Origin of the sequence: Pseudoalteromonas sp. J010, from assembly GCF_003934235.1 — a bacterium.
GTDB lineage: Bacteria > Pseudomonadota > Gammaproteobacteria > Enterobacterales > Alteromonadaceae > Pseudoalteromonas > Pseudoalteromonas peptidolytica.
On sequence record NZ_RDBW01000001.1, the window covers coordinates 190755 to 215352 of the forward strand.

Annotated in this window: 23 protein-coding genes; 15 read left to right on the top strand and 8 right to left on the bottom strand. The window is 42.9% G+C overall.

Going from position 1 to position 24598, the window contains the following annotated elements:
- Positions 1 to 16: 16 nt before the first annotated feature.
- Entirely contained in the window at positions 17 to 628 is a 612-nt protein-coding gene (locus EAG18_RS00870) for a TcpQ domain-containing protein (protein ID WP_125250534.1), read from the top strand.
- On the opposite strand, the gene glnE is transcribed toward EAG18_RS00870, so the two are convergent.
- The gene (glnE, locus tag EAG18_RS00875; protein WP_125250535.1) at positions 625 to 3420 is read right to left on the bottom strand and encodes a bifunctional [glutamate--ammonia ligase]-adenylyl-L-tyrosine phosphorylase/[glutamate--ammonia-ligase] adenylyltransferase; all 2796 of its coding nucleotides are present in this window, start codon (positions 3418 to 3420) and stop codon (positions 625 to 627) included. The two genes, EAG18_RS00870 and glnE, sit on opposite strands and share 4 nt — an antisense overlap.
- A 78-nt stretch (positions 3421 to 3498) precedes the next feature.
- Here glnE and EAG18_RS00880 point away from each other — a divergent pair, with 78 nt between their 5' ends.
- The 7 genes from EAG18_RS00880 (at position 3499) to EAG18_RS00910 (ending at position 9192) form a co-directional block, all read left to right on the top strand.
- Positions 3499 to 4392: a hypothetical protein gene (locus EAG18_RS00880; RefSeq protein WP_125250536.1), complete on the top strand. Its 894-nt coding sequence runs from the start codon at positions 3499 to 3501 to the stop codon at positions 4390 to 4392.
- An 11-nt stretch (positions 4393 to 4403) separates the two neighbouring features.
- Positions 4404 to 4919, top strand: coding sequence for a hypothetical protein (locus tag EAG18_RS00885; protein ID WP_125250537.1), 516 nt, complete (start codon positions 4404 to 4406; stop codon positions 4917 to 4919).
- Between the two features lie 121 nt (positions 4920 to 5040).
- Complete coding sequence (gene rsmE / locus EAG18_RS00890; protein WP_125250650.1) at positions 5041 to 5775, top strand: 16S rRNA (uracil(1498)-N(3))-methyltransferase; 735 nt, start codon at positions 5041 to 5043, stop codon at positions 5773 to 5775.
- A gap of 57 nt (positions 5776 to 5832) precedes the next feature.
- A complete protein-coding gene (gene gshB, locus EAG18_RS00895) occupies positions 5833 to 6792 on the top strand; it encodes a glutathione synthase (RefSeq protein WP_125250538.1) in 960 nt (319 codons plus the stop codon).
- Positions 6793 to 6811: 19 nt separating this feature from the next.
- Positions 6812 to 7369 (top strand): YqgE/AlgH family protein, encoded by a 558-nt coding sequence (locus EAG18_RS00900; RefSeq protein WP_125250539.1) that lies wholly within the window; start codon positions 6812 to 6814, stop codon positions 7367 to 7369.
- 34 nt (positions 7370 to 7403) lie between these two features.
- A complete protein-coding gene (gene ruvX / locus EAG18_RS00905) occupies positions 7404 to 7853 on the top strand; it encodes a Holliday junction resolvase RuvX (RefSeq protein WP_125250540.1) in 450 nt (149 codons plus the stop codon).
- A 301-nt stretch (positions 7854 to 8154) separates the two neighbouring features.
- A complete protein-coding gene (locus tag EAG18_RS00910; protein ID WP_125250541.1) occupies positions 8155 to 9192 on the top strand; it encodes an alpha/beta hydrolase in 1038 nt (345 codons plus the stop codon).
- A 21-nt stretch (positions 9193 to 9213) separates the two neighbouring features.
- Here the strand turns inward: EAG18_RS00910 and EAG18_RS00915 are convergent, their stop codons facing one another.
- The 3 genes from EAG18_RS00915 to EAG18_RS00925 are packed head-to-tail and all read right to left on the bottom strand — an operon-like array spanning position 9214 to position 12249.
- Complete coding sequence (locus tag EAG18_RS00915; RefSeq protein ID WP_125250542.1) at positions 9214 to 10089, bottom strand: hypothetical protein; 876 nt, start codon at positions 10087 to 10089, stop codon at positions 9214 to 9216.
- Entirely contained in the window at positions 10067 to 11188 is a 1122-nt protein-coding gene (locus EAG18_RS00920) for a PilT/PilU family type 4a pilus ATPase (protein WP_125250543.1), read from the bottom strand. Before EAG18_RS00920 ends, EAG18_RS00915 begins: the two co-directional genes overlap by 23 nt.
- A gap of 14 nt (positions 11189 to 11202) precedes the next feature.
- Positions 11203 to 12249, bottom strand: a complete 1047-nt coding sequence (locus tag EAG18_RS00925) for a type IV pilus twitching motility protein PilT (RefSeq protein ID WP_125250544.1) — start codon at positions 12247 to 12249, stop codon at positions 11203 to 11205.
- A 30-nt stretch (positions 12250 to 12279) separates the two neighbouring features.
- Between EAG18_RS00925 and EAG18_RS00930 the strand changes: the two genes are divergently transcribed.
- The 7 genes from EAG18_RS00930 (at position 12280) to EAG18_RS00960 (ending at position 18433) form a co-directional block, all read left to right on the top strand.
- Positions 12280 to 12963, top strand: a complete 684-nt coding sequence (locus EAG18_RS00930) for a YggS family pyridoxal phosphate-dependent enzyme (protein WP_125250545.1) — start codon at positions 12280 to 12282, stop codon at positions 12961 to 12963.
- Positions 12964 to 12976: 13 nt separating this feature from the next.
- Complete coding sequence (gene proC, locus EAG18_RS00935) at positions 12977 to 13798, top strand: pyrroline-5-carboxylate reductase (RefSeq protein ID WP_125250546.1); 822 nt, start codon at positions 12977 to 12979, stop codon at positions 13796 to 13798.
- Between the two features lie 10 nt (positions 13799 to 13808).
- Complete coding sequence (locus EAG18_RS00940; RefSeq protein WP_125250547.1) at positions 13809 to 14342, top strand: YggT family protein; 534 nt, start codon at positions 13809 to 13811, stop codon at positions 14340 to 14342.
- Positions 14343 to 14351: 9 nt separating this feature from the next.
- The gene (locus tag EAG18_RS00945) at positions 14352 to 14786 is read left to right on the top strand and encodes a DUF4426 domain-containing protein (RefSeq protein WP_125250548.1); all 435 of its coding nucleotides are present in this window, start codon (positions 14352 to 14354) and stop codon (positions 14784 to 14786) included.
- Positions 14787 to 14791: 5 nt separating this feature from the next.
- A complete protein-coding gene (locus EAG18_RS00950) occupies positions 14792 to 15385 on the top strand; it encodes an XTP/dITP diphosphatase (RefSeq protein ID WP_125250549.1) in 594 nt (197 codons plus the stop codon).
- The gene (gene hemW / locus EAG18_RS00955; RefSeq protein ID WP_125250550.1) at positions 15382 to 16518 is read left to right on the top strand and encodes a radical SAM family heme chaperone HemW; all 1137 of its coding nucleotides are present in this window, start codon (positions 15382 to 15384) and stop codon (positions 16516 to 16518) included. Before EAG18_RS00950 ends, hemW begins: the two co-directional genes overlap by 4 nt.
- Positions 16519 to 16600: 82 nt before the next feature.
- Positions 16601 to 18433, top strand: coding sequence for a DUF885 domain-containing protein (locus EAG18_RS00960; protein ID WP_125250551.1), 1833 nt, complete (start codon positions 16601 to 16603; stop codon positions 18431 to 18433).
- Between the two features lie 263 nt (positions 18434 to 18696).
- Here the strand turns inward: EAG18_RS00960 and EAG18_RS00965 are convergent, their stop codons facing one another.
- The 4 genes from EAG18_RS00965 to EAG18_RS00980 all read right to left on the bottom strand — a co-directional run bounded on the left by EAG18_RS00965 (position 18697) and on the right by EAG18_RS00980 (position 24406).
- Positions 18697 to 20502: a HAMP domain-containing sensor histidine kinase gene (locus EAG18_RS00965; RefSeq protein WP_125250552.1), complete on the bottom strand. Its 1806-nt coding sequence runs from the start codon at positions 20500 to 20502 to the stop codon at positions 18697 to 18699.
- A gap of 147 nt (positions 20503 to 20649) precedes the next feature.
- Complete coding sequence (locus tag EAG18_RS00970) at positions 20650 to 22026, bottom strand: diguanylate cyclase (RefSeq protein ID WP_275557202.1); 1377 nt, start codon at positions 22024 to 22026, stop codon at positions 20650 to 20652.
- Between the two features lie 366 nt (positions 22027 to 22392).
- The gene (locus EAG18_RS00975) at positions 22393 to 23310 is read right to left on the bottom strand and encodes a glycosyltransferase family 2 protein (protein WP_185745534.1); all 918 of its coding nucleotides are present in this window, start codon (positions 23308 to 23310) and stop codon (positions 22393 to 22395) included.
- Positions 23267 to 24406 carry a polysaccharide pyruvyl transferase family protein gene (locus tag EAG18_RS00980; RefSeq protein WP_125250554.1) on the bottom strand — a complete coding sequence of 380 codons (1140 nt, stop codon included), beginning with the start codon at positions 24404 to 24406 and terminating at the stop codon, positions 23267 to 23269. The genes EAG18_RS00975 and EAG18_RS00980 overlap by 44 nt, the downstream gene beginning before the upstream one ends.
- Positions 24407 to 24598: the final 192 nt, after the last annotated feature.

The window sequence follows — 24598 nt, forward strand, 5'->3', positions numbered from 1 at the left end:
CTCGGAGTAGTTTTTTATGGCAAAAAAAAGAAGAAAAAGCAATGTATCTGCAATTTGGTTTTGGACCAAGCACCTTTCTTTGGGTGTGCTGTTGATATGGGCTGCCTACTATTTTCTTTTTGGCGCATCAAAGAATTTAAATTTTAAAGAAACCACAAATGTTGCCGCCCAAGGGTTATCACAATTTTACGAAAGCTTCAGAAATAGAATGAGTGACCGCGATACCGATCGCGAAAAATACGTGATCACATTAGGCAAGCCAACCTACCCGTTAGATGATGCACTCGCCCAAAGAGCATTGGCAGTAAAACCTTCAAACTCGAAGTGGACAGGCGAAAAACAACCAAGACGCTTCGACACCGGAGATACATTAAAAGATGTGCTGTCAAAACAAGCAAAGGAAGAAGGTGTAGAGCTGTTTTGGTATCTTGAACGAGATTATGTGGTGAAGTATAACTTCCGCCTTGATACTGACTTTGTCACCGCGTTATATCAGGTAGGCACGGCGATTAACGATGATTTCGAATTTCAAGTATATACTTTCTTCTGTCCACGGGAGCGTGCTGCGGTGATCACTCAAAACCCACCGCTGTACGTACGTGAAAATTGTCGCAAGTTGGCCGGTTAGCCTAATAAGCGCTGCCAAACTTGTGTAACCTGTTGAGCGTACTGTGTAAATTCGCTACGCTCAACCGCCCTACCGAGCTGATTCAAACTGTTAAAGTGGTACCTATCTCTAAATAGGCAATACGCTGAAACCAGTGTTTCCATCTCAAGTTCTTCTATCATAGCAACAGCTCCTGCTTGCTCTAAAATACGGATGTTATCCGTATACTTACACATTTGAGGATAGGTATGACTATATTGGAGCACTATGTATTGACTCATAAACTCAATATCTGTCATGCCGCCAACGCCTTGCTTTAGGTCAAACCGTTGCTCGTTGTCTTGATTTAGGTGCTGACGCATTTTTTCACGCATTTTACACACATCATCGACTAATTTAGTGCTATCGCGTTTTTGCGTCAGGATCCCATGGCGAATTTCAGTAAAACGTGTTTGCATTGTTTCTTCACCGAGTACCATACGAGCCCTCACTAAAGCCTGATGCTCCCAAGTCCAAGCTTGCTCAAGTTGATACTGATAAAAGCTCTCAAGGTTAATCGCCAGTAAACCTGAATTTCCTTCTGGGCGCAGACGGGTATCAAGTTCATATAACATACCCGATAGCGTCTTGGTATTGAACAAGTGCATAAGACGCTGTGCCAACTTCATGTAAAATTGTCTCGATGAAATCGACTTTTCACCTTGCGTGTAGCTTTCACCATCTCGATTGTGTACAAAGACTAAATCTAAATCTGAGTTATAACCTAATTCATAGCCACCGGCCTTACCGTAGGCTATGACAGCAAAGCCTTTTTCTGTAATCGTAGCTCCTTGTGGCGCACCATAGCGAGCCACCATATGCCCCCAAGCAATGTCTACCGCTTTTGCAATAATCGCTTCGGCTAAGGCTGTAAGGTGGTCACTCACCTTCATTATGTCGAGCACTCCTGTGGCATCTGCTGCTGCGATCTTAAGCTGATGAGTTTGCTTAAACTGGCGCAGCGCTTCCATTTGTGTTTCTACATCTTGCTCGTCAATACGTAAAAAGAGTTGCTGGATCTCGCTGTGATAAGCACTTAATGGCAGTGGTTTATATAGACTTTGTGGGTCTATTAGCTCATCGAGTAAGATGGGGTATTTGGCAATATGCTCTGCAATCCAGGCACTGTGACAACAAAGTTTGATTAGCTGTGTTAACGCACCATGATTTTCATATAGCAGCTCTAGATAAGCGGTTCGAGAAACAATTTTATTAATAACACTGAATACACGTGCCAAAGCAGGTTCGATGTTCTGTTTGCTCAATTCACGTAATAGCGCAGGGATCAACTTATCTAGAATATCTCTGCCTCGGGTACCGGCTTGTTTTTTACTTAGCCCGGATTTAAATGCTTCCAGATCAGCCTGCCACTGTGGAAAACAAGGTGTCGCATTACACTCACCAAGCTGCATAATTTCCGCACTTTGCCAAGCATAAACTGCGCTGTCATCATCTTCTACCGCCTCTTCAGGCGGCTCACCAATAACTTGATTGAACTCAGTTCGAACCTCTTCCATTATTCGCTGAAGTGTTTGTTCGACCTGAGTATAATCCTGACACTGCAATAAGTAGCTAAGGCGTAAGCAAGCAAGTGTATCATCGGGTAAAGTTTGAGTCTGTTTGTCATCGAATGCTTGTAAGTATTGTTCAACTTTTCGAAGTGACAGGTAGTGATTGTAGAGCGTGTTTTTAACCTCTTTAGGCACTATATCTAGCGCTTCTAGTTGTTCAAGCGCAGTTAACAACGACGAAGTTTGTAATGGAGTTTCGCGTCCACCTCGAATAAGCTGTAATGCTTGTACGATAAACTCCACTTCGCGAATACCACCAGCACCAAGCTTAATATTATTTGTTAAGCCTTTGCGTCTAACTTCTTGGGCTATCATCTGTTTCATTTTGCGCAAAGAGTCAATTACTGAAAAGTCAATATAACGGCGATAAACAAAAGGCCTTATCAAATCATAAAACTCTTGCCAATACGCTGATGGCTCACCAATGGGACGCGCTTTTAACATGGCGTAGCGCTCCCACTCACGACCTTGATCTTGATAGTAGTCTTCCATTGCCGCATAACTCATCACCAGCGGGCCGCTATCGCCAAAAGGTCTCAATCGCATGTCAACTCTGAACACTTGGCCATCCACAGTCACTTGGTTTAGTGCTGCAATTAACTTTTGAGCCACACGAGTGTAAAACACCTGTGCTTCGATGCTACGCCTCCCACCTGTAGTCGAAATACTTCGAGGATAAGCAAAAATAAGATCAATATCAGACGAGAAATTCAACTCTTTACCACCTAACTTGCCCATGCCCAGTACTGTCATTGGAAGTGGATTATCAGCTTCATCCTTTGGAGAACCTGACTGTACTTCACAAGATGAGTACGCCCATTGGTAGGCATTGGCTATCAAGGTGTCTGACAGAGCTGAAATATAGCCAATACTGTCATCAATTGGGTTATCTGCTACCAAATCCAGCCACATCACTTTCAACCAATACTTCAACCGGTAATGACGTAATTGTGCAAAGGCTTGTTGCTCATCAGGCAGTGGGGCAGAAAAGTCAAACACCGCTGGGCAATCGCGTCTTTTCATCTGTGCATCATCAAGAAGCCATGCGCCCCATTCGGGAAATCGCGACAAGATACGAAATGCAAAGTCACTCAAAGCGAGCAAACGAGCCAGTTTGGGCTGCACCGTTTTATCGCCAAAAACAATTTTAAAACGTTCAAGCGCAAGCGCATTTAATGCCTGTTGTGAAAACAATTCCGACATAAAAACTCCACGGTTAGCTGGCTCTCTTTGTGAGCAGTGTTATAGTAACTCTATCTAAAACACAACCTTACACCGAGTATGAGTTATTTGTCTTTACACAATATCAATTTTTTGGCGATTTTAATTTGCTTTGTTATCGTCTGTGCACTCACTATTTTGTTACGTTTAATGATCCAACGCATTGCCAATAACCTACTTGAAGAAGAGCTAGCCCAACGTGACAACTTTGCTCTTGGGATCAGTTATGCAAGCCAAATAACTATGTTGTGTATTTGTGTCGCCTATTTATTCAATGACCTAGGTGTGGTGAGAGCGCAAACATATCCACTGCAAGTCGGACTCCACATCAGCTTAGTTATCGCGTTTATATATTTTGGGCAATGGATCCATCGCAAGTGGATTTTATATCAATTCAATGAAGAAGAAGCGATTTTAAAACAGAATATCTGCGCCGCGATGGTTGACTCGGGTATGTTGCTGGGCAATACGATTTTGGTGCTAGGCTTGTATCACTGGGTGCATCCGAAAGGCTGGAGTGATTTACTTGTGGTAGCACTTGGCTTTTTACTGCTACAGCTTTTATTTACGTTAGACAGTAAAGTAAGAGAAAGTCGCTTTGCTAAACTCAATCAGGGCGCGTCCTTACAGCAAAACTTTAATTTGCGAAACACCTCGATTGGGATCCGCTATGCAGGGAAAACCATTGGCTTAGCTTTAGCCATTTATGCAGGTCTTCATAGTGCCCCCTACCATGGTGCTAAAGTCGTCGAAAACTTATTCTCTGTCGTTCTTCATTGCGGTGTGATGTGGATATTTCTGTATCTGGGCAGTCATGTTCTTTTGCATCTATCCTTGCCAAAGGTCAACATTGGCCTTGAAGTCGATCACCAAGACAATGTCGGGATCGCCTGTTTAGAGTTTGCGGTTTTTTGTTCTATGGGCTATTTACTTATTAACTTGTTTTCGGTGTAACATGGCCTTGTATGAATGCACAAAGTGACGGATTTTTGCTAGTTGATAGCAACTGGGACTTTAGCCTAGAACTCGTCGCGCATATACAAAGTGTACATGAGGGTCTTGCCAGCAACATTATCATTGCTGGCGATAACACCAAACAGATGCTCAAAATGATGTTTAATGAACAGATTAAAGACTACTGCTATTGTGACTTTGATAATGAAATCAGCGTCTCTGAACTCGCGACGTATCTGCATCGCCACCATAATATTAGTGCAGTGTTGCTATACTCGCTTGACTACCACCTTGCAAGCGAAGAACAACGATTTATTTTTGACTCCCTTCACCCGCACCGATTTTTAATTGAGCAGTCACCACAAGGCTTTACCTTAAATATGCTTCGGGCTTCTACCACATTAAATCACTTATCATGCCACCCCAACATTGTAAGCTTACCAGCTCCGGATTTAATTCTTGCTAAGCTCACAGGCTTGTTATGCTCAAAGGAAAAAGTACTGGACAACCCTGTTGTAGATCAATGATAGCCATTACGTGCAAATATTCTAAGTGCCAGACTCAAATTGAGATATAAACAAGCGCTGATATAGACTAACGAAGCACAAGCGCTTACCATTGCCAAAAACAGCCACTCAATTTTCAATTATGCGTATTCCACATATTTATCAAAATTCACCGCTCGAAATTGGTATTCCTGTAACCTTAGATGATGATGCTGCTGGCCATATCGGCCGCGTTTTAAGAATGACTACCAAGGACAAAGTAAGCTTATTCAATGGTCAAGGTGGAGAGTATCTGTGTCATTTGAGCGAAGTGAGTAAAAAGAAAGTTATTGCTGTCCCTGAAACATTTCAAGACAATAATGTAGAGTCTCCGCTTGCCATACACCTTGGTCAAGGCATTTCCCGAGGTGATAAAATGGACTTTACTATTCAAAAGTCAGTTGAGCTTGGTGTCAGTGAAATAACCCCCTTATTCACAACCCGCTGCGGTGTAAAATTAAGTGCAGAACGCCTAGCTAAAAAGCATCAGCAATGGCAAAAAATCGCCATCGCAGCAGCAGAACAGTCGGGACGCAACACCATCACGGTGATCCACCCTCCAATAGAGCTGTCACAGTGGTTAAAACAACATAGTGATGAGCTAAAAGTTACCCTGCACCCACGTGCTGAGCACTCTATTAAAACGCTACCTTACGCTCAATCTGGGATACGTTTTTTAGTCGGCCCAGAAGGTGGCTTTACTGATGAAGAACTGGTAGCCACCGCAGAGCAAGGCTTTGTTGATGTACGTTTGGGCCCTCGCGTGCTAAGAACAGAAACCGCAGCCTTAACAGTACTAAGCGCACTGCAACTACAATTTGGTGATTTGGCTCTTTAAATACACAGAGTAACCCCCATATCATGGTTACATTCAGCAAGTTCAATGGAAGTATTTATGACAATTAAGTTAGGGATCATTTCTGATCCAATCAGTGGCTTTAATATTAAAAAAGACACGGGATTCGCAATGATGCTGGCGGCACAGCAACGCGGTTATGAATTGTATTATATGGAAATGAATGATCTGTTTTTATACCAAGGAGTTGCCAAAGCAACTGCCGCCAAAGCACAGGTCTTTGATAATACTTCTCACTGGTATGAGCTTGCTGAAAAACAAGAAATCGATTTGGGCGATCTTGATGTAATATTAATGCGTAAGGATCCTCCTTTCGATACAGAATATATTTATGCCACCTATATTTTAGAACGTGCAGAACTTGCCGGTGCGCTCGTTGTAAACAAACCCCAGAGCCTCCGTGATGCCAATGAAAAGCTATTTACAGCATGGTTTAGCGAGCACACACCAGACACCCTTGTCACCCGTGACCAATCTCAAATTCGTGCATTTTTAGCCAAGCATGGTGATATTATCTTAAAACCTTTGGATGGCATGGGTGGCGCTTCGATTTTCAGGGTTCGACAAGACGACGCTAACATTGGGGTGATCTGCGAAACGCTCACCGAGCACGGCTCACGATACGCAATGGCGCAAAATTATATTCCAGCAATCAAAGACGGCGATAAAAGAGTTTTGGTGGTTGATGGTGAAGTGATGCCATATTGCCTTGCGCGTATCCCTCAAGGGGGCGAGACCAGAGGTAATTTAGCCGCGGGCGGTCGCGGTGAGGCTAGACCAATTAGCGAGTCAGATCGTAAAATTGCCGAAGCCGTTGCCCCGACGCTAAAAGAGAAAGGTTTGATTTTCGTTGGGCTTGATATCATCGGCGACAAGCTCACAGARATTAATGTGACTGCCCCAACCTGTGTTAAAGAAATTGAAGCCGCGTACGATATTTCAATTATGGATAAGTTTTATGATGCGATCGAGCGAAAACTCGACCATACTGAAAGTTAATCATTGAGAGGGTCTGATTATGAAATCACTCGCTAATCACTTTTTAATAGCAATGCCTAGCATGGATGACCCTTTTTTCAATCACACTGTCACTTATCTGTGTGAGCACAACGAAGACGGCGCTATGGGGCTGGTTGTTAACCACCCTATTGACGTCACGGTTGGAGAATTACTCGACCAAATCGATATTGATAACGACAAGTCGAGTCAAACATCAAAAGTAAAGATTTATGCTGGGGGGCCTGTCCATACCGACAGAGGTTTCGTGCTACACACGCCGAAGTTGGGCTATGCCTCTAGCCAAGAACTTAGCTCTGATATCATGATCACCACCTCAAAAGACGTACTTGCCTCGCTCACCTCCCCACAATCGCCAGAGGGCTTTATCATCACACTTGGTTATGCTGGGTGGGTTCAAGGCCAATTGGAAAAAGAATTGAAAGAAAACACTTGGTTAGTGGTTGAGGCTAACCCTGAGATCATTTTTAATACACCGCCTGAAAAGCGTTGGGAAAAAGCCGTACAAATGCTCGGCATTGACGTCGCGCAGTTAAGCTCACAAGCCGGCCACGCATAACCGCTTTACGCAAAAACTAACATACGAAGTATTCATGGAAAATAAAAAAGATAAGGTCGAAAAAGGCAAGCGCAGTGTGATTGGCTTTGACTTTGGCACTAAAAGTATCGGTCTTGCTATCGGCCAAGAACTTACAGCCACAGCCTCGAGTTTAGGCGCAGTTAAAGCGAATGATGGTATTCCAAATTGGGATGATATCGCCGCGTATATAAATGAGTGGCAACCTGATTTGCTTGTTGTTGGTTTGCCACTCAACATGGATGGCACCACTCAGGATTTAACCTTTCGTGCGAAAAAGTTTGCTAATCGACTCCATAATCACTTCCGCCTACCGGTTGAAACGCAAGATGAGCGCCTGACCACAGCGGACGCAAGGGCTAGACTATTTGAACAAGGTGGTTACAAAAACCTCGCAAAAGGCAAGGTCGATGGCATGTCTGCGTGTATTATTCTCGAAAGTTACTTTGAAGCAATGTGGGAATAACCCCCATACTCTGTAATCTTAAGATTAGATTTCACTTCAAGGTGATAGTAATTACCCTACGCTCAAGAAGGCGTCTGTGCGCCAATAACTAGCCTGTTGCAAACGAATTTCATGCAGTAGTGACACAGAACAACAGGCTCATAAATACATAATAGTGTTTTCAGGTTCGGTTAAAAAGCATTCACCCCCCGTCCATTGGCTTGTCTACCAAAACGCATCACAATTTGACGACAAATGACAGTTTTTCACAACTCATATCCGTATAGTTTAACTCCCTCAGTTCGTTAAGGAAAAACTAGCAATGGTGAAGTTTAAATGGTGTGAAATATTAGTGACACTTTGTCTGCTTTGCATGCTATCGGCATGTAATGGCAAATCAAATAAAAGCGCTTACCCATATTCAATACACGTCTTTCACTCCCAGGACAATCAGTTAACAGGGCGACTTTATCTACCAGATGGTCATACAGACTCTGACCCAATCGTTATTCTCGTACATGGTGACGGTGCGATGGATAGCACCGCAAACGGATTTTATTTACCTATAATTCAATCATTGCTCAGCGAAAACATCGCAGCTTTTTCGTGGGATAAACCTGGCGTAGGACAGTCTCAAGGGCACTGGCTGACACAATCAATGATGCAAAGAGCAGCTGAAGTAAAAGACGTAATTAGCTACCTGAAGCGTAATGGTTATCAACATAATCCGATCCATCTATTGGGTTTTAGTCAAGCCAGTTGGGTTTTTGCTCACTTGCATGACGAACCAAATATTGACTCCATGATCTTGGTCGGCGGTGCCGCAAACTGGTTAGCACAAAGCCAGTACAGCATGTGGATACGCTTACTTGAAGAGGAAAAGATCGATGCTAATGATATGCAAGCCATCGCTAAGATCAAAGAATTGAGCCAACAAGAGTATCACCTTATCAAAACAGGCTACGACCACTACCTTTCATCGCCATTACACCAACACCCTTTTATGTCTGATCCCATCGCCGATGAAGCACGATTTAACTTTATTCGTAATAATATTGATGCCGATGTGCATGAGGGCTTTAGCCAGCTCACAGTGCCTATGCTTGCTATTTTCGGCGATAGCGATACCCATGTCGATATTGAACACAGTCAATTAGCATTCGCCACTGCCTATGCAAGTTCTATATCATCCAAAGCAAGATTAGTACAAGTTATTATTCCTAATGCAAGTCACAGTTTACTCAAGCCAGAGCTTCCGTTTGATGCGTTATTTTCAATTGAAAAGCAACATTTTGCTCCAGGTGCCATTGAGACGATAGTGAACGGGCTAACAAGACAACATCCAGGTGACGCACAATAAATAACATGCTAAACATACCCGCTATTGTGGATTAACAACTTGGTAGTCATCTAGGTTGGGAATAAAGCCTGCCTGCTTGTATGCCTTTGTAATTCGGCCTTGTTGGCGTAACATAGTTAGGCCTTTTTGTAACGCTGCAAATGCTCGCTCGCCTTCAGGGTGAAGCCTAGACACCGCATAATGTCGGCTATCATTTAGTAATACAATCAAGTGTTTGTTTGCCACTAATTCCACCTCTGATAACGTAAAGCGATTATCCAGATTTGGCAGCAGTGGCATTAACATGAAATCAACCCAGCCCTTGCTCACCATACGCGCTTGAGAAATCCATTCAGATTCAGCAAATATCTGTTTTAGTGAAAGTGAACGTAAGGTTTGCCAATCAGTGTGCCACTTTGGACTGGAAACTGCAGTTAACTTACTCAATCCCGCTGCATCTTTAAGTTGCTCTACAGCGCGGTTACTTGGCGCATGGAAGATCCCTGCATAATATTGTCCTTTTTTGATAACTGGCGCACTGATAAAGAGCAGGTGCGCTTTGGCAGTTAAATCTGCTTGCCAATAACTATCAAAATGAAGGAGCTGCTCTCCTTTCTCAAGTAGGTTTGATTCTCTAAAGCTCACAAAACCTGGAGTAAATTGCAACTGGAGATTGAACCCACCTATCTTTAATGCCTGAAGTGCGATAACCATATCTATCACATCACGGCGTAAATACCCTTCATTGAAATCAGTGATTGTCGTAACGTCGCGATCGCCAACAAAGTCTTCGTAGGCTGTGAGTACATCATCACGAATGAATACGTTAATCGCTTCACCGGCATATAACGTGCTGGTGAAGCACATTAAGCTACTAAAAATAGCGCTACGGTATTTAGCTTTTAGGATCCAAGCCATCAACCGTCACTCCCTGTAAGAAGCCTGCACCTTTTTGATCGTTGTTTTGAAGCTTAATCATCAAACGCAAATCATTTGGTGAGTCAGCATGGTGCAGCGCGTCTGCATAGTTGATACGCTGTTGCTTGTACAGTTCAAACAGCGCTTGGTCGAAGGTTTGCATTCCCATTTCTTTTGACTTTGCCATGGCTTCTTTAATAGAACCAATATCGCCCTTTTTAATTAGCTCAGAAACAAGGGGAGAGTTCAGCAACACCTCAATTGCAGCTTCTCTTCCTTCCCCTTTTGACGAGGGGACTAGCTGCTGCGCTACAATAGCGCGCAAGTTGAGTGCCAAGTCATATTTGAGCTTGTCGTGCTTTTCCTTAGGCACTAGGTGCATTATGCGATCAATCGCTTGGTTAGCATTGTTAGCATGTAGCGTCGCTACGCACAGATGACCAGTTTCCGCAAAGCTAAGCGCATATTCCATGGTTTCTTGTGAACGGATTTCACCAATTAAAATGACATCAGGAGCTTGGCGCAGTGAACTTTTTAGTGCTGATTCAAAGCTATCCGTGTCAATTCCGACCTCTCGCTGAGTGATAATACTTTTTTGGTGTTGATGCACAAACTCTATGGGATCTTCAATCGTTAAGATATGCCCTCGTTGGTTACGATTGCGATAGCCCAACAATGCTGCCAGCGAGGTAGATTTACCAGTTCCAGTGCCTCCGACAAATAGCACCAAGCCACGCTTTGACATAATGACATCAGTTAACACCGAAGGTAAGCCCAGCTCATTGACATCAGGGATAGCAGTAACAATGCGCCTCAACACCATTCCCGCACAATCTCGTTGCCAAAATGCAGAAACACGAAAGCGACCAATCTCATTAGCGATTGCGAAGTTACATTCTTTGGCGTTGAAAAACTCTTGCTTTTGTTTCTCGCTCATTATCGAGGTAACAAGGTTTAGTGATTGCTCAGCATCGAGCTTTTCTTCACTTAGCGCCCTCAGCTCGCCATCAATCTTAGCACTCACAGCAAGGCCTGCTGAGACAAAGAGATCAGACGCTTGCTGATCTGCCATAGTTTGTAAAAATGGTTCTATATTCATTACCGCACCACTGTTTAATAGCCGCCGCTAAACTGGTTTTTATCATGAGCCTTAGCACGAGCATCTTGCTGAGTGATCAAGCCTCTGTTTAACAAATTCGTTAAACATTGATCCATGGTTTGCATGCCGTGCATTGCCCCTGTTTGAATTGCCGAGTACATTTGCGCAATTTTATCTTCTCGGATAAGGTTACGAATAGCGGGGATCCCGAGCATAATTTCATGCGCAGCTATTCGCCCTCCTCCTACTTTTTTCACTAGTGTTTGTGAAATAACCGCTTGCAGCGACTCTGAAAGCATAGAGCGCACCATGTCTTTTTCCTCTCCAGGAAAAACGTCAACAATACGGTCAATCGTTTTGGGGGCTGAAGTTGTGTGCAAAGTACCAAACACTAAATGGCCAGTTTCTGCAGCGGTTAAAGCTAGACGGATAGTTTCTAAATCACGTAATTCACCAACTAAAATAACATCTGGGTCTTCACGCAGTGCACTTCTCAGCGCCGCATTAAAGCTATGTGTGTCACGGTGCACTTCACGCTGATTAATTAAGCTTTGTTTATTGTGATGAACAAACTCTATCGGATCTTCAATAGTAAGAATGTGATGATGTTTGTTGTTATTAATATAATCCACCATTGCAGCTAAGGTGGTTGATTTACCCGAGCCTGTAGGGCCTGTCACCAGTACTAGCCCACGCGGTGTATCCGATATTTTGGTGAAAATATCTGGTGCACCCAGCTCATCTAAACTTAAGACCTGATTTGGAATGGTACGAAATACCGCAGCAGGACCACGATTTGAATTAAAGGCGTTAACACGAAAACGTGCTAAATTCGGCACTTCAAATGAGAAGTCAACTTCGAGGTTTTGCTCATAGTCACGACGTTGATTATCATTCATAATATCGTAGATGAGGCTACTAACGTCTTTTGCTTCAAGCGGTGGAATATTAACCCGGCGCACGTCCCCATCAACACGGATCATAGGGGAGACACTAGACGAAAGGTGTAAGTCAGATGCTTTGTGTTGCACACTAAAAGCCAATAATTCTGTAATATCCATTTATAACTCCAAAATGAGCACAAGTACTATATGGTTACAATAGCAGAACGCTTAGATAACGCCTATGGCAGGATTGAAAAAGCCAAGCAAAACTGTCAATTCAGTGAAACAGTACAGTTACTCGCAGTATCTAAAACTAAACCAATTGCTGACATCGAAGCGGCTATTGCCGCAGGCCAGACTCAGTTCGGAGAGTCTTATGTACAAGAAGCCGTTGACAAAGTCGTACACTTTAAAGACAACAAAGCGCTTGAGTGGCACTTTATTGGCCCTATTCAGTCAAACAAGTCGAGATTGATTGCTGAGAATTTCCACTGGGTGCAAAGTGTGGATAGAGAAAAAATTGCACGGCGTTTAAATGAACAAAGACCAAATAACCTCAAGCCGCTTAACGTACTGCTGCAAGTAAACATCAGCGGTGATGATAAAAAGTCAGGCTGCCATCCGGACGACGTTGAATCACTCGCCCTTTTTATTCATCAATGTCGTCAATTAGACCTGCGCGGCTTAATGACAATTACCGAACAAACCAATGATAAACAAAAGCAATTGCAATATTTCCAGCAAATGCGCGCTTGCTTTGATAGACTAAAGCACCAATATCCACAGCTAGATACCTTATCGATGGGAATGAGTGGTGATTTAGAAACTGCCATTACAGCTGGTTCCACTATGGTTCGCATTGGTACTGATATTTTTGGCAAACGACAGTGAGGTGAATAATATAATGTCAAACAAGACAATTGCATTTATAGGAACAGGCAACATGAGCTATGCCATTATCGGTGGCATGATCAAAAGTGGCTTTGACGCCCAGTCAATTATCGCCACCAACCGTAATGCAGAGAAACTTGCCAACGTCGCAGCACAATTATCGGTAAGAACAACGCAGAACAACTTAGAGGCTGTCGCTGCTGCTGACGTCATAGTGTTGTCCGTCAAGCCACAAATGATGGCCGACCTATGCCAGACCTTTCAAGATGCAGATATTGATATTAGTAGTAAGCTATTTATTTCTGTAGCCGCAGGTATCACAGTTGCGCGCCTAAGAGAGATGCTAGGACAGCCAGTAAAAATGGTACGTTGTATGCCAAATACTCCTTCATTGTTAGGTAGAGGTGTATCTGGCTTGTATGGCGTTGACATCAGCGATGAAGAGAAAAGTTATGTCGAGCAAGTATTTTCATCTACAGGCATTGCGCTTTGGCTTGATGAAGAGTCAAAGATCAATGATGTGATTGCCGTAACTGGATCGTCGCCAGCTTACTTTTTCTTATTTATGGAAGCCATAGAAGAAAAAGCAATTGCACTTGGCTTTAGTCGTGAAGAAGCGAGAAAATTAGTTCAACAAACCGCGCTTGGCGCTGCTGAAATGGCACTTTCTCAGCCTGATATTAGTATTGCCCAATTACGTGCTAACGTCACTTCAAAAGGTGGTACAACACATGCGGCTGTTGAGCATTTAAAAGCGCAACAATTACCAAAAACCGTAGCAGACGCGATGGATGCTTGTATCGCGCGCGCTGAAGCAATGGAACAAGAAATTTAAAAGGTGACCAATGAATGCCATGCAATTTTTAGTTGGGATCGTATTTGATCTGTTTTTAATGGTCGTATTACTACGATTTTGGCTGCAACTTGTAAGAGCGGATTTTTATAACCCGCTTAGCCAAGCCGTGGTTAAGGCAACCTCTTTTGCAGTCAACCCACTGCGTAAAATTATCCCCGGCGTTGGTGGATTAGATCTCGCTTCCTTAGTACTGGCATTCATTGTTGGCTTTGCCAAAATGGCGGCTCTGATGACATTGTTTGGTGGTTACTTCGATGCGCTCGGTGCATTGGTTGGGGGTGCCATTACCGTCTTAAAAGAAGCGTTTAGCCTAGTTTTTTGGATTCTAATAATTCGCGCAATCTTAAGCTGGGTAGCGCAAGGGTACAACCCGGTCGCTGCAGTATTTGAACAATTAACAGAGCCAATGCTAAGACCTATCCGTAAAGTTATTCCACCTTTAGGTGGGTTAGACTTATCTATTTTGGTGCTTATCATTGGGATGCAGTTTTTACAAATTCTAATGATGGACTTGTTAAGGTAGGAGCGAGAAATGAGAAAACTGATTGCTGCTTTTATTATACTACTTTCCCCTTTTGTTTATGCCAGTGAACAGCAAGGTGGCCAATTTAAAGACTTAGGACCTTGGGAAGTACACTACATCGCTTTTCCATCCACATTTGTGCAGCCCAACATTGCTAAAGCATATAATTTAACTCGAAGTGGCAACAAAGCGATTGTAAATATTTCTGTTTTGGCAGATAAACCCGGTAAGCCTGCAATTAAAGCAAAGGTTACGGGTAGTGCTAAAAACTTACTGGGCAAAGTTGTTCCGTTAAATTTTAAAGAGGTCGTTGAAGGTGAAGCGGTCTATTATCTTGCTCAATTAGACTATGACGATGAAGATATTTTTCGTTTTAATGTCGAAATAACCCAAGATAAGCAAACACGCAAGCTTACGTTCTCACAAAAGTTTTATGAAGAGTAGAAAATATGGCAAATAAAGTGGTTCTTGCCACAGGTAACCAAGGTAAAGTCAATGAGCTTAGCGCGATGCTAAGCCAATACAATATTGAAGTGTTACCTCAAAGTAACTTTGACGTCCCTGAAGTAGCAGAAACTGGCACTACCTTTGTAGAAAATGCCATCATCAAAGCGCGTCACGCAGCTAAAATTTCAGGTTTACCAGCAATTGCGGATGACTCAGGACTTGAAGTAGATGCCCTCAACGGTGCTCCTGGTGTTTACTCGGCGCGTTTCGCAGGCATTGATGCCAGTGATCAACATAATATCGACCATTTACTGGCCGAGCTTGGTGAGCAAACGCAGCGCAGTGCGCGCTTTTGGTGTGTGCTGGTCTACATGCGACATGCTGATGATCCAACACCTATTATCTGCCAAGCGAGCTGGGAAGGTGAAATCACTCAAACCCAACAAGGCAGAGAAGGGTTTGGTTACGACCCTATCTTTAAAGTAGGTGGTTTAGACTGCACATCTGCTGAATTAACTAAGGAAGAGAAAAACGCAATTAGCCATAGAGGACAGGCACTTAAACAACTCGTCAGTCACTTTCAAGGCCTCGCGTGAAACTACCTCCATTAAGTCTTTATGTGCACGTACCTTGGTGCGTGCAAAAATGTCCATACTGTGATTTCAACAGTCATGGAAAAAAAGGAGATATTCCAGAAGCGGAATATATTCAACACTTACTTCATGATATTAAAGCAGACCTACATTATGTGCAGGGTCGAAAGCTCAGTAGTATTTTTATTGGCGGTGGTACGCCAAGCCTGCTCTCTGGTGAGGCTTATCGCTATTTACTGAGTGAAATAAAAACCCTAATTGGGTTTGAAGACGATATTGAAGTAACACTAGAAGCCAACCCAGGTACAGTCGAAACTGACAAGTTTAAACACTATGTTGCTGCTGGCATTAATCGTATTTCCATTGGTGTACAAAGCTTACAGCAAGATAAATTAGCTCAACTTGGTCGTATTCATGGCGAACAAGAAGCGCTCAATGCAGCACAAGAAGCCCATCAAGCGGGCCTAAACAGCTTTAATCTTGATTTAATGCACGGCCTTCCCAATCAATCGGTTGATGATGCAATGGAGGACTTGAAAAAAGCCATAGCAATGTCTCCTCCACATCTTTCTTGGTACCAATTAACAATAGAACCAAATACGCAATTTGCTTCTAAACCTCCTGTCTTACCTGAAGATGAAACACTGTGGGAGATCCAAGAGCGCGGCCAGGCTTTGCTTGCACAGCACGGTTATCAACAATATGAAATTTCGGGGTATGCCAAAACTGAAATGCAATGTCGACACAACCTGAATTATTGGCAGTTTGGCGATTATCTTGGGATCGGTTGTGGTGCGCATGGCAAAATTACATTACCAGAGCAACAGCAAATTCTCAGAACAGTAAAAGTAAAGCACCCTCGTGGCTATATGGATCTGAGCAAGCCTTATTTATACGAGCAGTGGCATGTTGCAAACGATGACAAACCATTTGAGTTTTTTATGAACGTATTTCGCTTGAAAGCACCAGCATCGAAGCAGCAGTTTGTCGAGTACACGGGTCTTCAACTCAGTGCAATTTCCCAGCAAATTAATACTGCTGTAAATAAAGGGCTTCTTGAAGAAACAGCGGATTCATGGCTAGTTACAAATAAAGGCCACCGCTATCTTAACGATCTGCTAGAGTTATTTGTTTAATCAGAACTCAAAATTATGCAGGAGTATTCTTGACTCCTGTATGAAAACCGCCTTTAGGCAACATATAATAAAAGGGTATAAAATGCGTAAACTAACCATTTTAGCAGCAGCGGTAAGCGTCGCGCTTCTTGCTGGCTGTCAACAAACCACACACTCTCAAGCGCCAGCGCAACACGCTGAGCAACAAATCGTGCAAAGTGAAGTTGAAAAAGCCAATGCGCTTTTTGAAGCATCTTTTATGCGTGGCGTTATGCGCAGTCCAATTTACCAAACTTATATGGGTATCAAACAGGACTATGACAAGTGGGATGACAGCAGTGAAGCTCGCCAGCTTGAAAACCTCGAATTAACAAAGCAGGACCTAGCCGCTCTGAAAGCCATTGATCGCAGCAAGTTAGACGCAAATACGCAAGTTAGCTATGACTTATTCAAGCAAAGCCTAGAAAATACCATTGCAGACTTCAAATGGCGTCATCACTCTTACCCAGTAAATCAAATGTTTGGCACACATTCTATGGTGCCAGCGTTTTTGATCAACCAGCACCAAATCGCTGATGTTAAAGATGCAAAAGCGTACATCTCACGTTTGAATGGCGTGCCAGCCGTGTTTGATCAGCTAATTGTTGATTTAAAAGCGCGCGCAGACAAAGGTATTATTGCACCAAAGTTTGTATTTCCTCACGTTATTGAATCAAGTGAAAACATCATCAAGGGCGCACCATTTGGCTCAGGTGATGATTCAACCTTATTGGCAGATTTTAAGCGTAAAATTGCTAAGCTTGAAATTACGGAAACAGAAAAGTCAGCATTAATTAGCGAAGCCACCGCAGCGTTAACTAGCTCAGTAAAACCTGCCTATAACAAGCTAATCGGTTATCTACATAAACTGGAGAAAAAAGCAGATAATCGCGATGGTGCATGGAAGTTCCCTGACGGTGAAAAGTTTTATAATAATGCTCTGGCGCGAACCACAACAACAGCATTAAGTGCAGAAGAAATTCATAATATCGGTTTAGCGGAAGTGGCTCGAATTCATGACGAAATGCGCGCTATTAAAGATAAAGTTGGTTTTAAAGGTGATTTACAAGCCTTTATGGAGTTCATGAAAACCGACAAGCAATTTTATCTTCCAAATACAGAAGCTGGCAAAGCGCAATATTTAGCAGAAGCAAAAGCGATGATCGATAATATGAAATCACGCTTAGATGAGCTGTTTATCGTGAAACCAAAAGCTGACATGATAGTGAAGCGTGTAGAAGCATTCCGCGAAAAGTCAGCGGGTAAAGCGTTCTATCAGCAACCAGCACCTGACGGCTCTCGCCCAGGTATTTACTACGCTAACTTATACGATATGGAAGCCATGCCAACCTACCAAATGGAAGCCCTCGCTTACCACGAAGGTATTCCTGGTCACCATATGCAGATAGCTATCGCGCAAGAGCTGGAAGATATGCCTAAGTTCCGTAAGTTTGGTGGCTATACTGCGTATATTGAAGGCTGGGGTCTATACTCTGAACTTGTACCTAAAGAAATGGGGTTATATGAAGACCCATATTCTGATTTTGGTCGTTTAGCGATGGAGTTATGGCGTGCTTGTCGCTTAGTAGTAGATACCGGTATTCATGCTATGAAATGGACACGTCAAGAAGGCATCGATTACTATGTAAACAACACACCAAATGCGAAATCAGATGCTGTGAAGATGGTTGAGCGTCATATTGTCATGCCATCACAAGCGACCGCATACAAAGTTGGTATGTTGAAGATTTTGGAACTTCGTGAAGCGGCGAGAAAAGAACTAGGTGACAAGTTTGATATTCGAGAATTCCACGATGTTGTACTTAAAAATGGCCCAGTGCCACTTAACGTACTTGAATCATTTGTTGATGGCTGGGTAGCGAGCAAACAAGACTAACACTCGCAAACCACCTTCAACATAAGGCCAGCAATATAAAGCTGGCCTTTTTGGTTACGCTTGTTTTTCATGCCAATCAATACATATACCAATTAGCCTTTATACTTGCTCAATTTGAAGGAGTAAATCTGATACTAGCTGCATTAAAAGTTTCTTATTTAGAACAAAAAACAATCTAAACCAATTAATGATTAACGCCTTTTTCCAACCAGTTTCAGCATTAGCTAGGTTGATTTCACCTCACAATAGAAAGCTGAGTTAAGCTAATTGGTATCATTCAAGAAAAATTCGGTTCCAGTTAGAATAATGTGTAAGCATGCGCCACCATGTGCGGGGCTCTGCATTTTGATCTCCCCTTTGAGCTTTTGAGTTACTAAATTATACACAATGCTTAGGCCCAGTCCCGTGCCACCACAAAAGCGCTTAGAAGTTACAAACGGCTCAAAAATTACTGGTAAAAGCGCTTTATCTATCCCCGCTCCATCATCTTTAAAATAAAAATGAAGATAATCGTTTATCACCACGGTTGACACCACAATATTGAGTTTTTGACCGGCTACCTTGGCATGCTTAATACAATTATTGATGCAATATCCAACAACTTGACTGAATACAGAGGGGTAGCTATTCAAGACTAAACTTTCCGGAATTTCTATTTCGACAGAGTAATCATCTCGATCCATCTCTGACTGATAACAGTCAAATACGCTTTGTACTAAGTGATTCAGGTTGAAGCGACTTTGCTCTTCATATTCACGGTTCACAGCCACTAACTTAAAGTCATCCACAAGCGAAGCGGTACGATGCAAGTTATTTTCTAAAAGATACAGAGCAGCTTCAGCTTCAGTAATTAGGGTTGTCAGTGTCTGACGTTGCAGTTTRCCAAGCTCAAGCTGTGACTTAAGTGTCGCAACTTGTTCTTTTAAATGTGATTGACTGGTTATAGCCACGCCCAGCGGCGTATTTAATTCATGGGCAAAACCACTGACCATATTACCTAAACTCGCCATTTTCGCTTCTTCTATAAGTCGCTGCTGCGCAGCGCTGAGGCGTGCTAATAAGGTTTCTATAAACGACAATAAATCGTCTAGGTGATGTGCGATTTGCGCAATCTCATCGTTTCCCTCTATTCCAACCCGAAGACTAAAATCTTCAAGTTTGGCTACTTTTACGAGCACTTTATTAATAGCCAAAATATGGCGCGTCACCTTACTGTTTTGGTAATTGAGTAGAATCAGCACCGCAAGATTCATTAATATAATGAGCGTGAGACCATACACGATAATATTCTCTTTTCGCTCCTGTGCCAGCGTTTGTGTTCTTACTGCAACCAGTTCAAACTGACTTCTTAGCTTTTGTTTTTCAGTTAGTAATTCAGCTCTCACCCCTTGTGCGCTGTGAAGTCCTAATTTCTGTAATACAGAAACGTAGTGGTTAAACCCCGTAACATAGCGTTGTAGCAAGTTTTTAACTTCAACATCTGATTGATTTTGCTCAAGTAAATGCTGAGTTTCTTGAACCAACTGCTCGTGCATTTGTAAGTAGCTCAGATCCGCTCTTAACAAAAAGTCTTTTTCGCGACGCCGCAACTCTAGTACGGCAATTTCTAATTTTGCTGTCGTTTGCCCAGACACTCTAGCCTGCAATGCGTGGGCACTGCGCCTAAACTCACCATAAATGCCAGAGTTCTCATCATAGCCAAGTTGCTCGTAGAGCTGGGTCAATTCTTCTTTTTTGGTAAAATATGACTTAGAGACAGTATCTAGCTGTAATAGTAACGGCAATAACTGCTGCTCGTGTGACAGTGAATTAAGCAGGTTGCTAAAACTATCTTGGTAGCTGTATTTAAGTTGGGGTAGCGCCGAGGCTGGTTCTTTCTTTCCACGCTGATGTAGTAACTCCTCATTATCCATTGCCCGTTGTAACGCCTTTTGCACATCACCAAGCTCTGTGGTTAGCCGCGCACTGAGATGCACTTCGTAATACAAAAACCAACTCGTGCAAATAATCACAAGAGCCGACGCCAACGCTGCGACTTTAAAAAATAATACAGACTGTTTTAGCTGCACAACACTACTCCTATCCGCGTTTTCTATAAGCTTAGTACAGTTCAAACGTGCTTTAATGACCACTATCGCACTTTTGTACAAATAGGGATTAATATTGGCCGAGTTGAAAAAATGGGTAGTAATACCAATTCGGTCTAAATAGCTACGCTAATCAATTTCTAAAGCATTGTGATTTTGTTGTCGAAACACACTTTTATCGTAATACATATTATGGTCGGCTCGCGCCATTAACTCTGAAACACTCGTATTACCAGCTTGAGGGAAAGCATGTCCGATGCTCACTGAAATTGCTATCAAGTGCCTATCGACTTGAAAAGGATGCTGCTGGATTTGCTGCTTTATATGTTGAACTATAGAATTGACTTGCTCTTCTTCTGAGACACGATGAACAATAATGATAAACTCATCTCCTCCAAACCGAGCAATAAAGTCATACACCCTTACTGAGTTCCTCAATATCGACGACACATGCAGCAACAATTTATCACCAACCTCATGACCGAATTTATCATTTACTAGCTTAAAATCATTTAAATCCAAATTGAGTAGTGCAAATGATGGTGGCTCAGTTCTTCCAAGTAATGAGCTCAGTTGACGGATAGCATGACGGCGATTAGGTAATTTTGTGAGCTCGTCTTGCAACGAAGCTGTACGTGCAAGATAGTAAGCGCGGTAAAGGATCAGTAAAGATAAAAAAAGTACGAGTGCTATCACATGAACAAAAAGTCGTACTTGATTTTCAGATTTTGAATAGGTGCTCGGGTCAATTTGGTAATCAGCAACAAGTTGCCACTGACCTGATGGCAAACTGATCGGAATCGTAACGTCTGGTGCGCCAAACAGCGCACTATCTCCAAAAAAAACAGCTCCGTTTTGCCCCTGGCCATCCCGCCCACGCAAAGCCACTTTCGCATCGTCAAGTGCCAATATCCCACTAGAATCAAGTAACTTCTGATAGTCTAGTACAACGCTAATCGCTCCCCAATACTCTGTGTTTACCGGGTAATCAGAAAAGACCGGAAACCGAGCGATAAGCGCCTCTCCCCCTTGAACCAACTGCAAGGGACCGGCAATAAATACGCGCTTTGAAGTTCGAGCTAACTCAACGGTACGAAACTGCTCGGGGCGAGTTCGAAAATCAAATCCAATTGCAGCGCGATTTCCCTCAGCAGGATACACATGACTGATAACGTTATTTGGCGCTAGACCGACATGACGAATTAACCTCGATTCATCTACCACTTTTGCAGCTACAAGAGACCAATGTTCAATAGCAAAGTCCGAATCAATCGTCACAAATGTGGCCAAACTCTCAGCCAAGTATGTATCCATAAAGATTGCATTTTCTATTTTGGCTCGAACTAGGGCAATATTTGAGCGCACAACTTCTTTTCTCTCGCTTATCTCCTGCACGACAATCGAGTGGGCGATATGCTTTGCGGCATAAAATGTAAGCCCCCAAAATACCGAGCTAAATAAAAGTAATAGCGCTATGGTTGGTTTTTCTATCGTTATTCTTATCACCGTACTTTACTCATGACCGCTTAATGAGGTTAATGTCGCCAGTTCAAAACTAAACTGTTGTCCTATGCTCTTCACTTAACATGCTACACATCCACCGCATATGCGAGATCATGGCTATGTAAAAAGCGTATTTTTTGATGCCACTTGCAATCACGCCAGACACATTTTGAACTGCAATTTACTAATATGACCGAGTATACTGAGATATTATTACCAAAAGTATGTGCTTAAATCACTGTAAACTAAAACTTAGTATCGCAACAACTGGCTTTATTGAAGCATAGGCAAAGATAAGAAAATCGCGAGTTTTACGCCAAAAAGGGACAAATCAATGACTCTGTTTTGGCGCAGTAAAACTATTCTTTATTATCGGCTAAGTAATGACATAGGTTTTGCTATCAAACTATAAAGTCCCCAATGTAATGCCCTGCTCTTTGCTGCAGGGTGAGCTAACAGCCCAAGTGCAGCTCGGTAACTGCGATGCTTAATATTACGCTTGGCCAGATCACACAAATGTGCGCCTATATACTTTTTCGCCATGCTGGCGGTGCGATCTGCTACTTTTCCTAGTGAAATCTCTGTCATCAAACGCTCAGCAAAGGGGCAAATGGTGCTTGGGGGAGCTTTATCACAGGCACTGTCGGCAATACCTATATAATAAAAGCTCTCAATTGCAGGTGTGTAAGCGATGGTTGAATTCAAAGCAACTTGCACATACAAACTTTGATCTTCTCCCATCCACTCCCCTTCAGGAAAACCACCGACTTGCAGAAAAGTCTGTTTATCTAGCACAATGCTTGAAGCGGTAAATGGTAAATCACCATTGGCAGCAATTTCAAAGTAATTATCCATTTGATAGCCATCAGGGTTCCAGTGCGTTAACGCAATTTTTGCATCAAGATAGTCACACTCTCCTCTCACTTTTTGGTAGCGGCTAGCATAAAGCCCTGCGTTAGGAAAGCGCTGGATAAGCTGAGCTATTTTCGCAAGAAAGAAGGGGGACCAGGTATCATCTGCGTCCAAAAATGCAATATAACGACTTGATGCCTGTCTTACCCCGTTGTTTCTCGCACTTGAAACGCCTTGGTTTGGTTGCTGGATCAGCTTTAGGTTATCCAAGTTCAGTGCTCGCACTTTGTCTACACTATCATCTGTTGAGCCATCATCGACTACGATAATTTCAGCTGCGGGATGCTTTTGCGCCATAACACTTGTTAACGCACGCTCAATACAGCCGCTTTTATTGTATAGGGGAATAATGACGGAGAATTGTATTTTGCTCATGGCTCTCGCTCCAATTAGAAATTGATAAAGAAATTGCTTGGTGTAGAGGAAACTTCGGTTGTATGAAGCCATATCTCAACCCGTGGGTAATTCGATTGTGTATTTCAGCAACACTAAACTCATTGGCATCAAAACGATTGTCAGTACTCGTTGCTGTTTGCATACACCACTGTGCACATTTATTGTGATATTCAAGGCTAAGATAAGGTGTTTGCATCATGTAAGCATAAACCAGCGCATGTAAGCGCATCCCTATCAGGGCTTTGAACATAGAGATACATTTAAGTGTCGCTAATGGGTTGGCAACATAACTTATGCGCTGGACTTCCACCCAACTGGGCAGCGCAGCTATAATTTTGTCGTGAACTAACCTATCGCTTATCAGCGGCTGGTCATTCAGCTCAATCAAATAGATTTTCTCTCGTGTGGCTTCCCAAGTTGCCGTGATCAGCTTGGCAGCTTTGTTGATACGGTTGGCTTCTGCTTGCTCATTAACATCACCAAATGGTGTGATCACTTTTGGACAAAAATTAAAAGCGATGCCTTGGCGCTCAACCGGGTTTAGCCTATCAGCGAAGTAATGTAGTAAAGACGGAGCTAGGTCAAATGTATGCCTAATATTGGCATGTGGCGCTAGTAAAGTCGCAATCTCATAGCTTTGCTTGTCTCTGACAGTGACAAGTCCACACTCATTCAAAAACTTCTTACACTGTCTCTCAGCATTGATATCACTAAAACCTTCAATCCCTACACCTAACGCCATTGAATTTTTAGCGCCGGCAAGTGCTATCATATGACGCTTCTGCGCGATATCGCGACAGCTGTGTAGCACCGACCCGCCACCAAATATCACCGCTTTTGAGTGTAGCGATCTGTGATAATGTTTAAGCCGTTGATGACCACGAAATACTACGTCAGTTTGGCCTATACATCCTGACTCTCGTACTATGGGATTATTGATTGGGGCATTCACCGCAATCGAAGCGCTGCCAAGAAATGTCTTAGCACCTAGCATTGTTGCTTGCATGAGGGCATCGTCACCGCTGTTTCTCATGCCGTAGTACCCGACTAGATACGCGTCCAAATTTTTCATCATGCTAATTCCACCGATTCAAGAAGATAACTTGATACTGCAGTTAGCATGCCAAAATTTAAGGTGTTGATTTTAAAGATTTATATTGCATTTCACTTGGCGTTATTCGCAGATTGCATTGCATATTATTAAAATGAAAACAGGGCCACCGAGATAACCGGTCGCCCTGTTTAGGTGATGTTTTATTTGACGAGC

Coding starts and splice junctions, on each gene's coding strand:
- EAG18_RS00870 (WP_125250534.1), top strand. CDS start 17: ATGGCAAAAAAAAGAAGAAAAAGCAATGTATCTGCAATTTGGTTTTGG.
- glnE (WP_125250535.1), bottom strand. CDS start 3,420: ATGTCGGAATTGTTTTCACAACAGGCATTAAATGCGCTTGCGCTTGAA.
- EAG18_RS00880 (WP_125250536.1), top strand. CDS start 3,499: ATGAGTTATTTGTCTTTACACAATATCAATTTTTTGGCGATTTTAATT.
- EAG18_RS00885 (WP_125250537.1), top strand. CDS start 4,404: ATGAATGCACAAAGTGACGGATTTTTGCTAGTTGATAGCAACTGGGAC.
- rsmE (WP_125250650.1), top strand. CDS start 5,041: ATGCGTATTCCACATATTTATCAAAATTCACCGCTCGAAATTGGTATT.
- EAG18_RS00900 (WP_125250539.1), top strand. CDS start 6,812: ATGAAATCACTCGCTAATCACTTTTTAATAGCAATGCCTAGCATGGAT.
- ruvX (WP_125250540.1), top strand. CDS start 7,404: ATGGAAAATAAAAAAGATAAGGTCGAAAAAGGCAAGCGCAGTGTGATT.
- EAG18_RS00910 (WP_125250541.1), top strand. CDS start 8,155: ATGGTGAAGTTTAAATGGTGTGAAATATTAGTGACACTTTGTCTGCTT.
- EAG18_RS00915 (WP_125250542.1), bottom strand. CDS start 10,089: ATGGCTTGGATCCTAAAAGCTAAATACCGTAGCGCTATTTTTAGTAGC.
- EAG18_RS00920 (WP_125250543.1), bottom strand. CDS start 11,188: ATGAATATAGAACCATTTTTACAAACTATGGCAGATCAGCAAGCGTCT.
- EAG18_RS00925 (WP_125250544.1), bottom strand. CDS start 12,249: ATGGATATTACAGAATTATTGGCTTTTAGTGTGCAACACAAAGCATCT.
- EAG18_RS00930 (WP_125250545.1), top strand. CDS start 12,280: ATGGTTACAATAGCAGAACGCTTAGATAACGCCTATGGCAGGATTGAA.
- proC (WP_125250546.1), top strand. CDS start 12,977: ATGTCAAACAAGACAATTGCATTTATAGGAACAGGCAACATGAGCTAT.
- EAG18_RS00940 (WP_125250547.1), top strand. CDS start 13,809: ATGAATGCCATGCAATTTTTAGTTGGGATCGTATTTGATCTGTTTTTA.
- EAG18_RS00945 (WP_125250548.1), top strand. CDS start 14,352: ATGAGAAAACTGATTGCTGCTTTTATTATACTACTTTCCCCTTTTGTT.
- EAG18_RS00950 (WP_125250549.1), top strand. CDS start 14,792: ATGGCAAATAAAGTGGTTCTTGCCACAGGTAACCAAGGTAAAGTCAAT.
- EAG18_RS00960 (WP_125250551.1), top strand. CDS start 16,601: ATGCGTAAACTAACCATTTTAGCAGCAGCGGTAAGCGTCGCGCTTCTT.
- EAG18_RS00975 (WP_185745534.1), bottom strand. CDS start 23,310: ATGAGCAAAATACAATTCTCCGTCATTATTCCCCTATACAATAAAAGC.
- EAG18_RS00980 (WP_125250554.1), bottom strand. CDS start 24,406: ATGATGAAAAATTTGGACGCGTATCTAGTCGGGTACTACGGCATGAGA.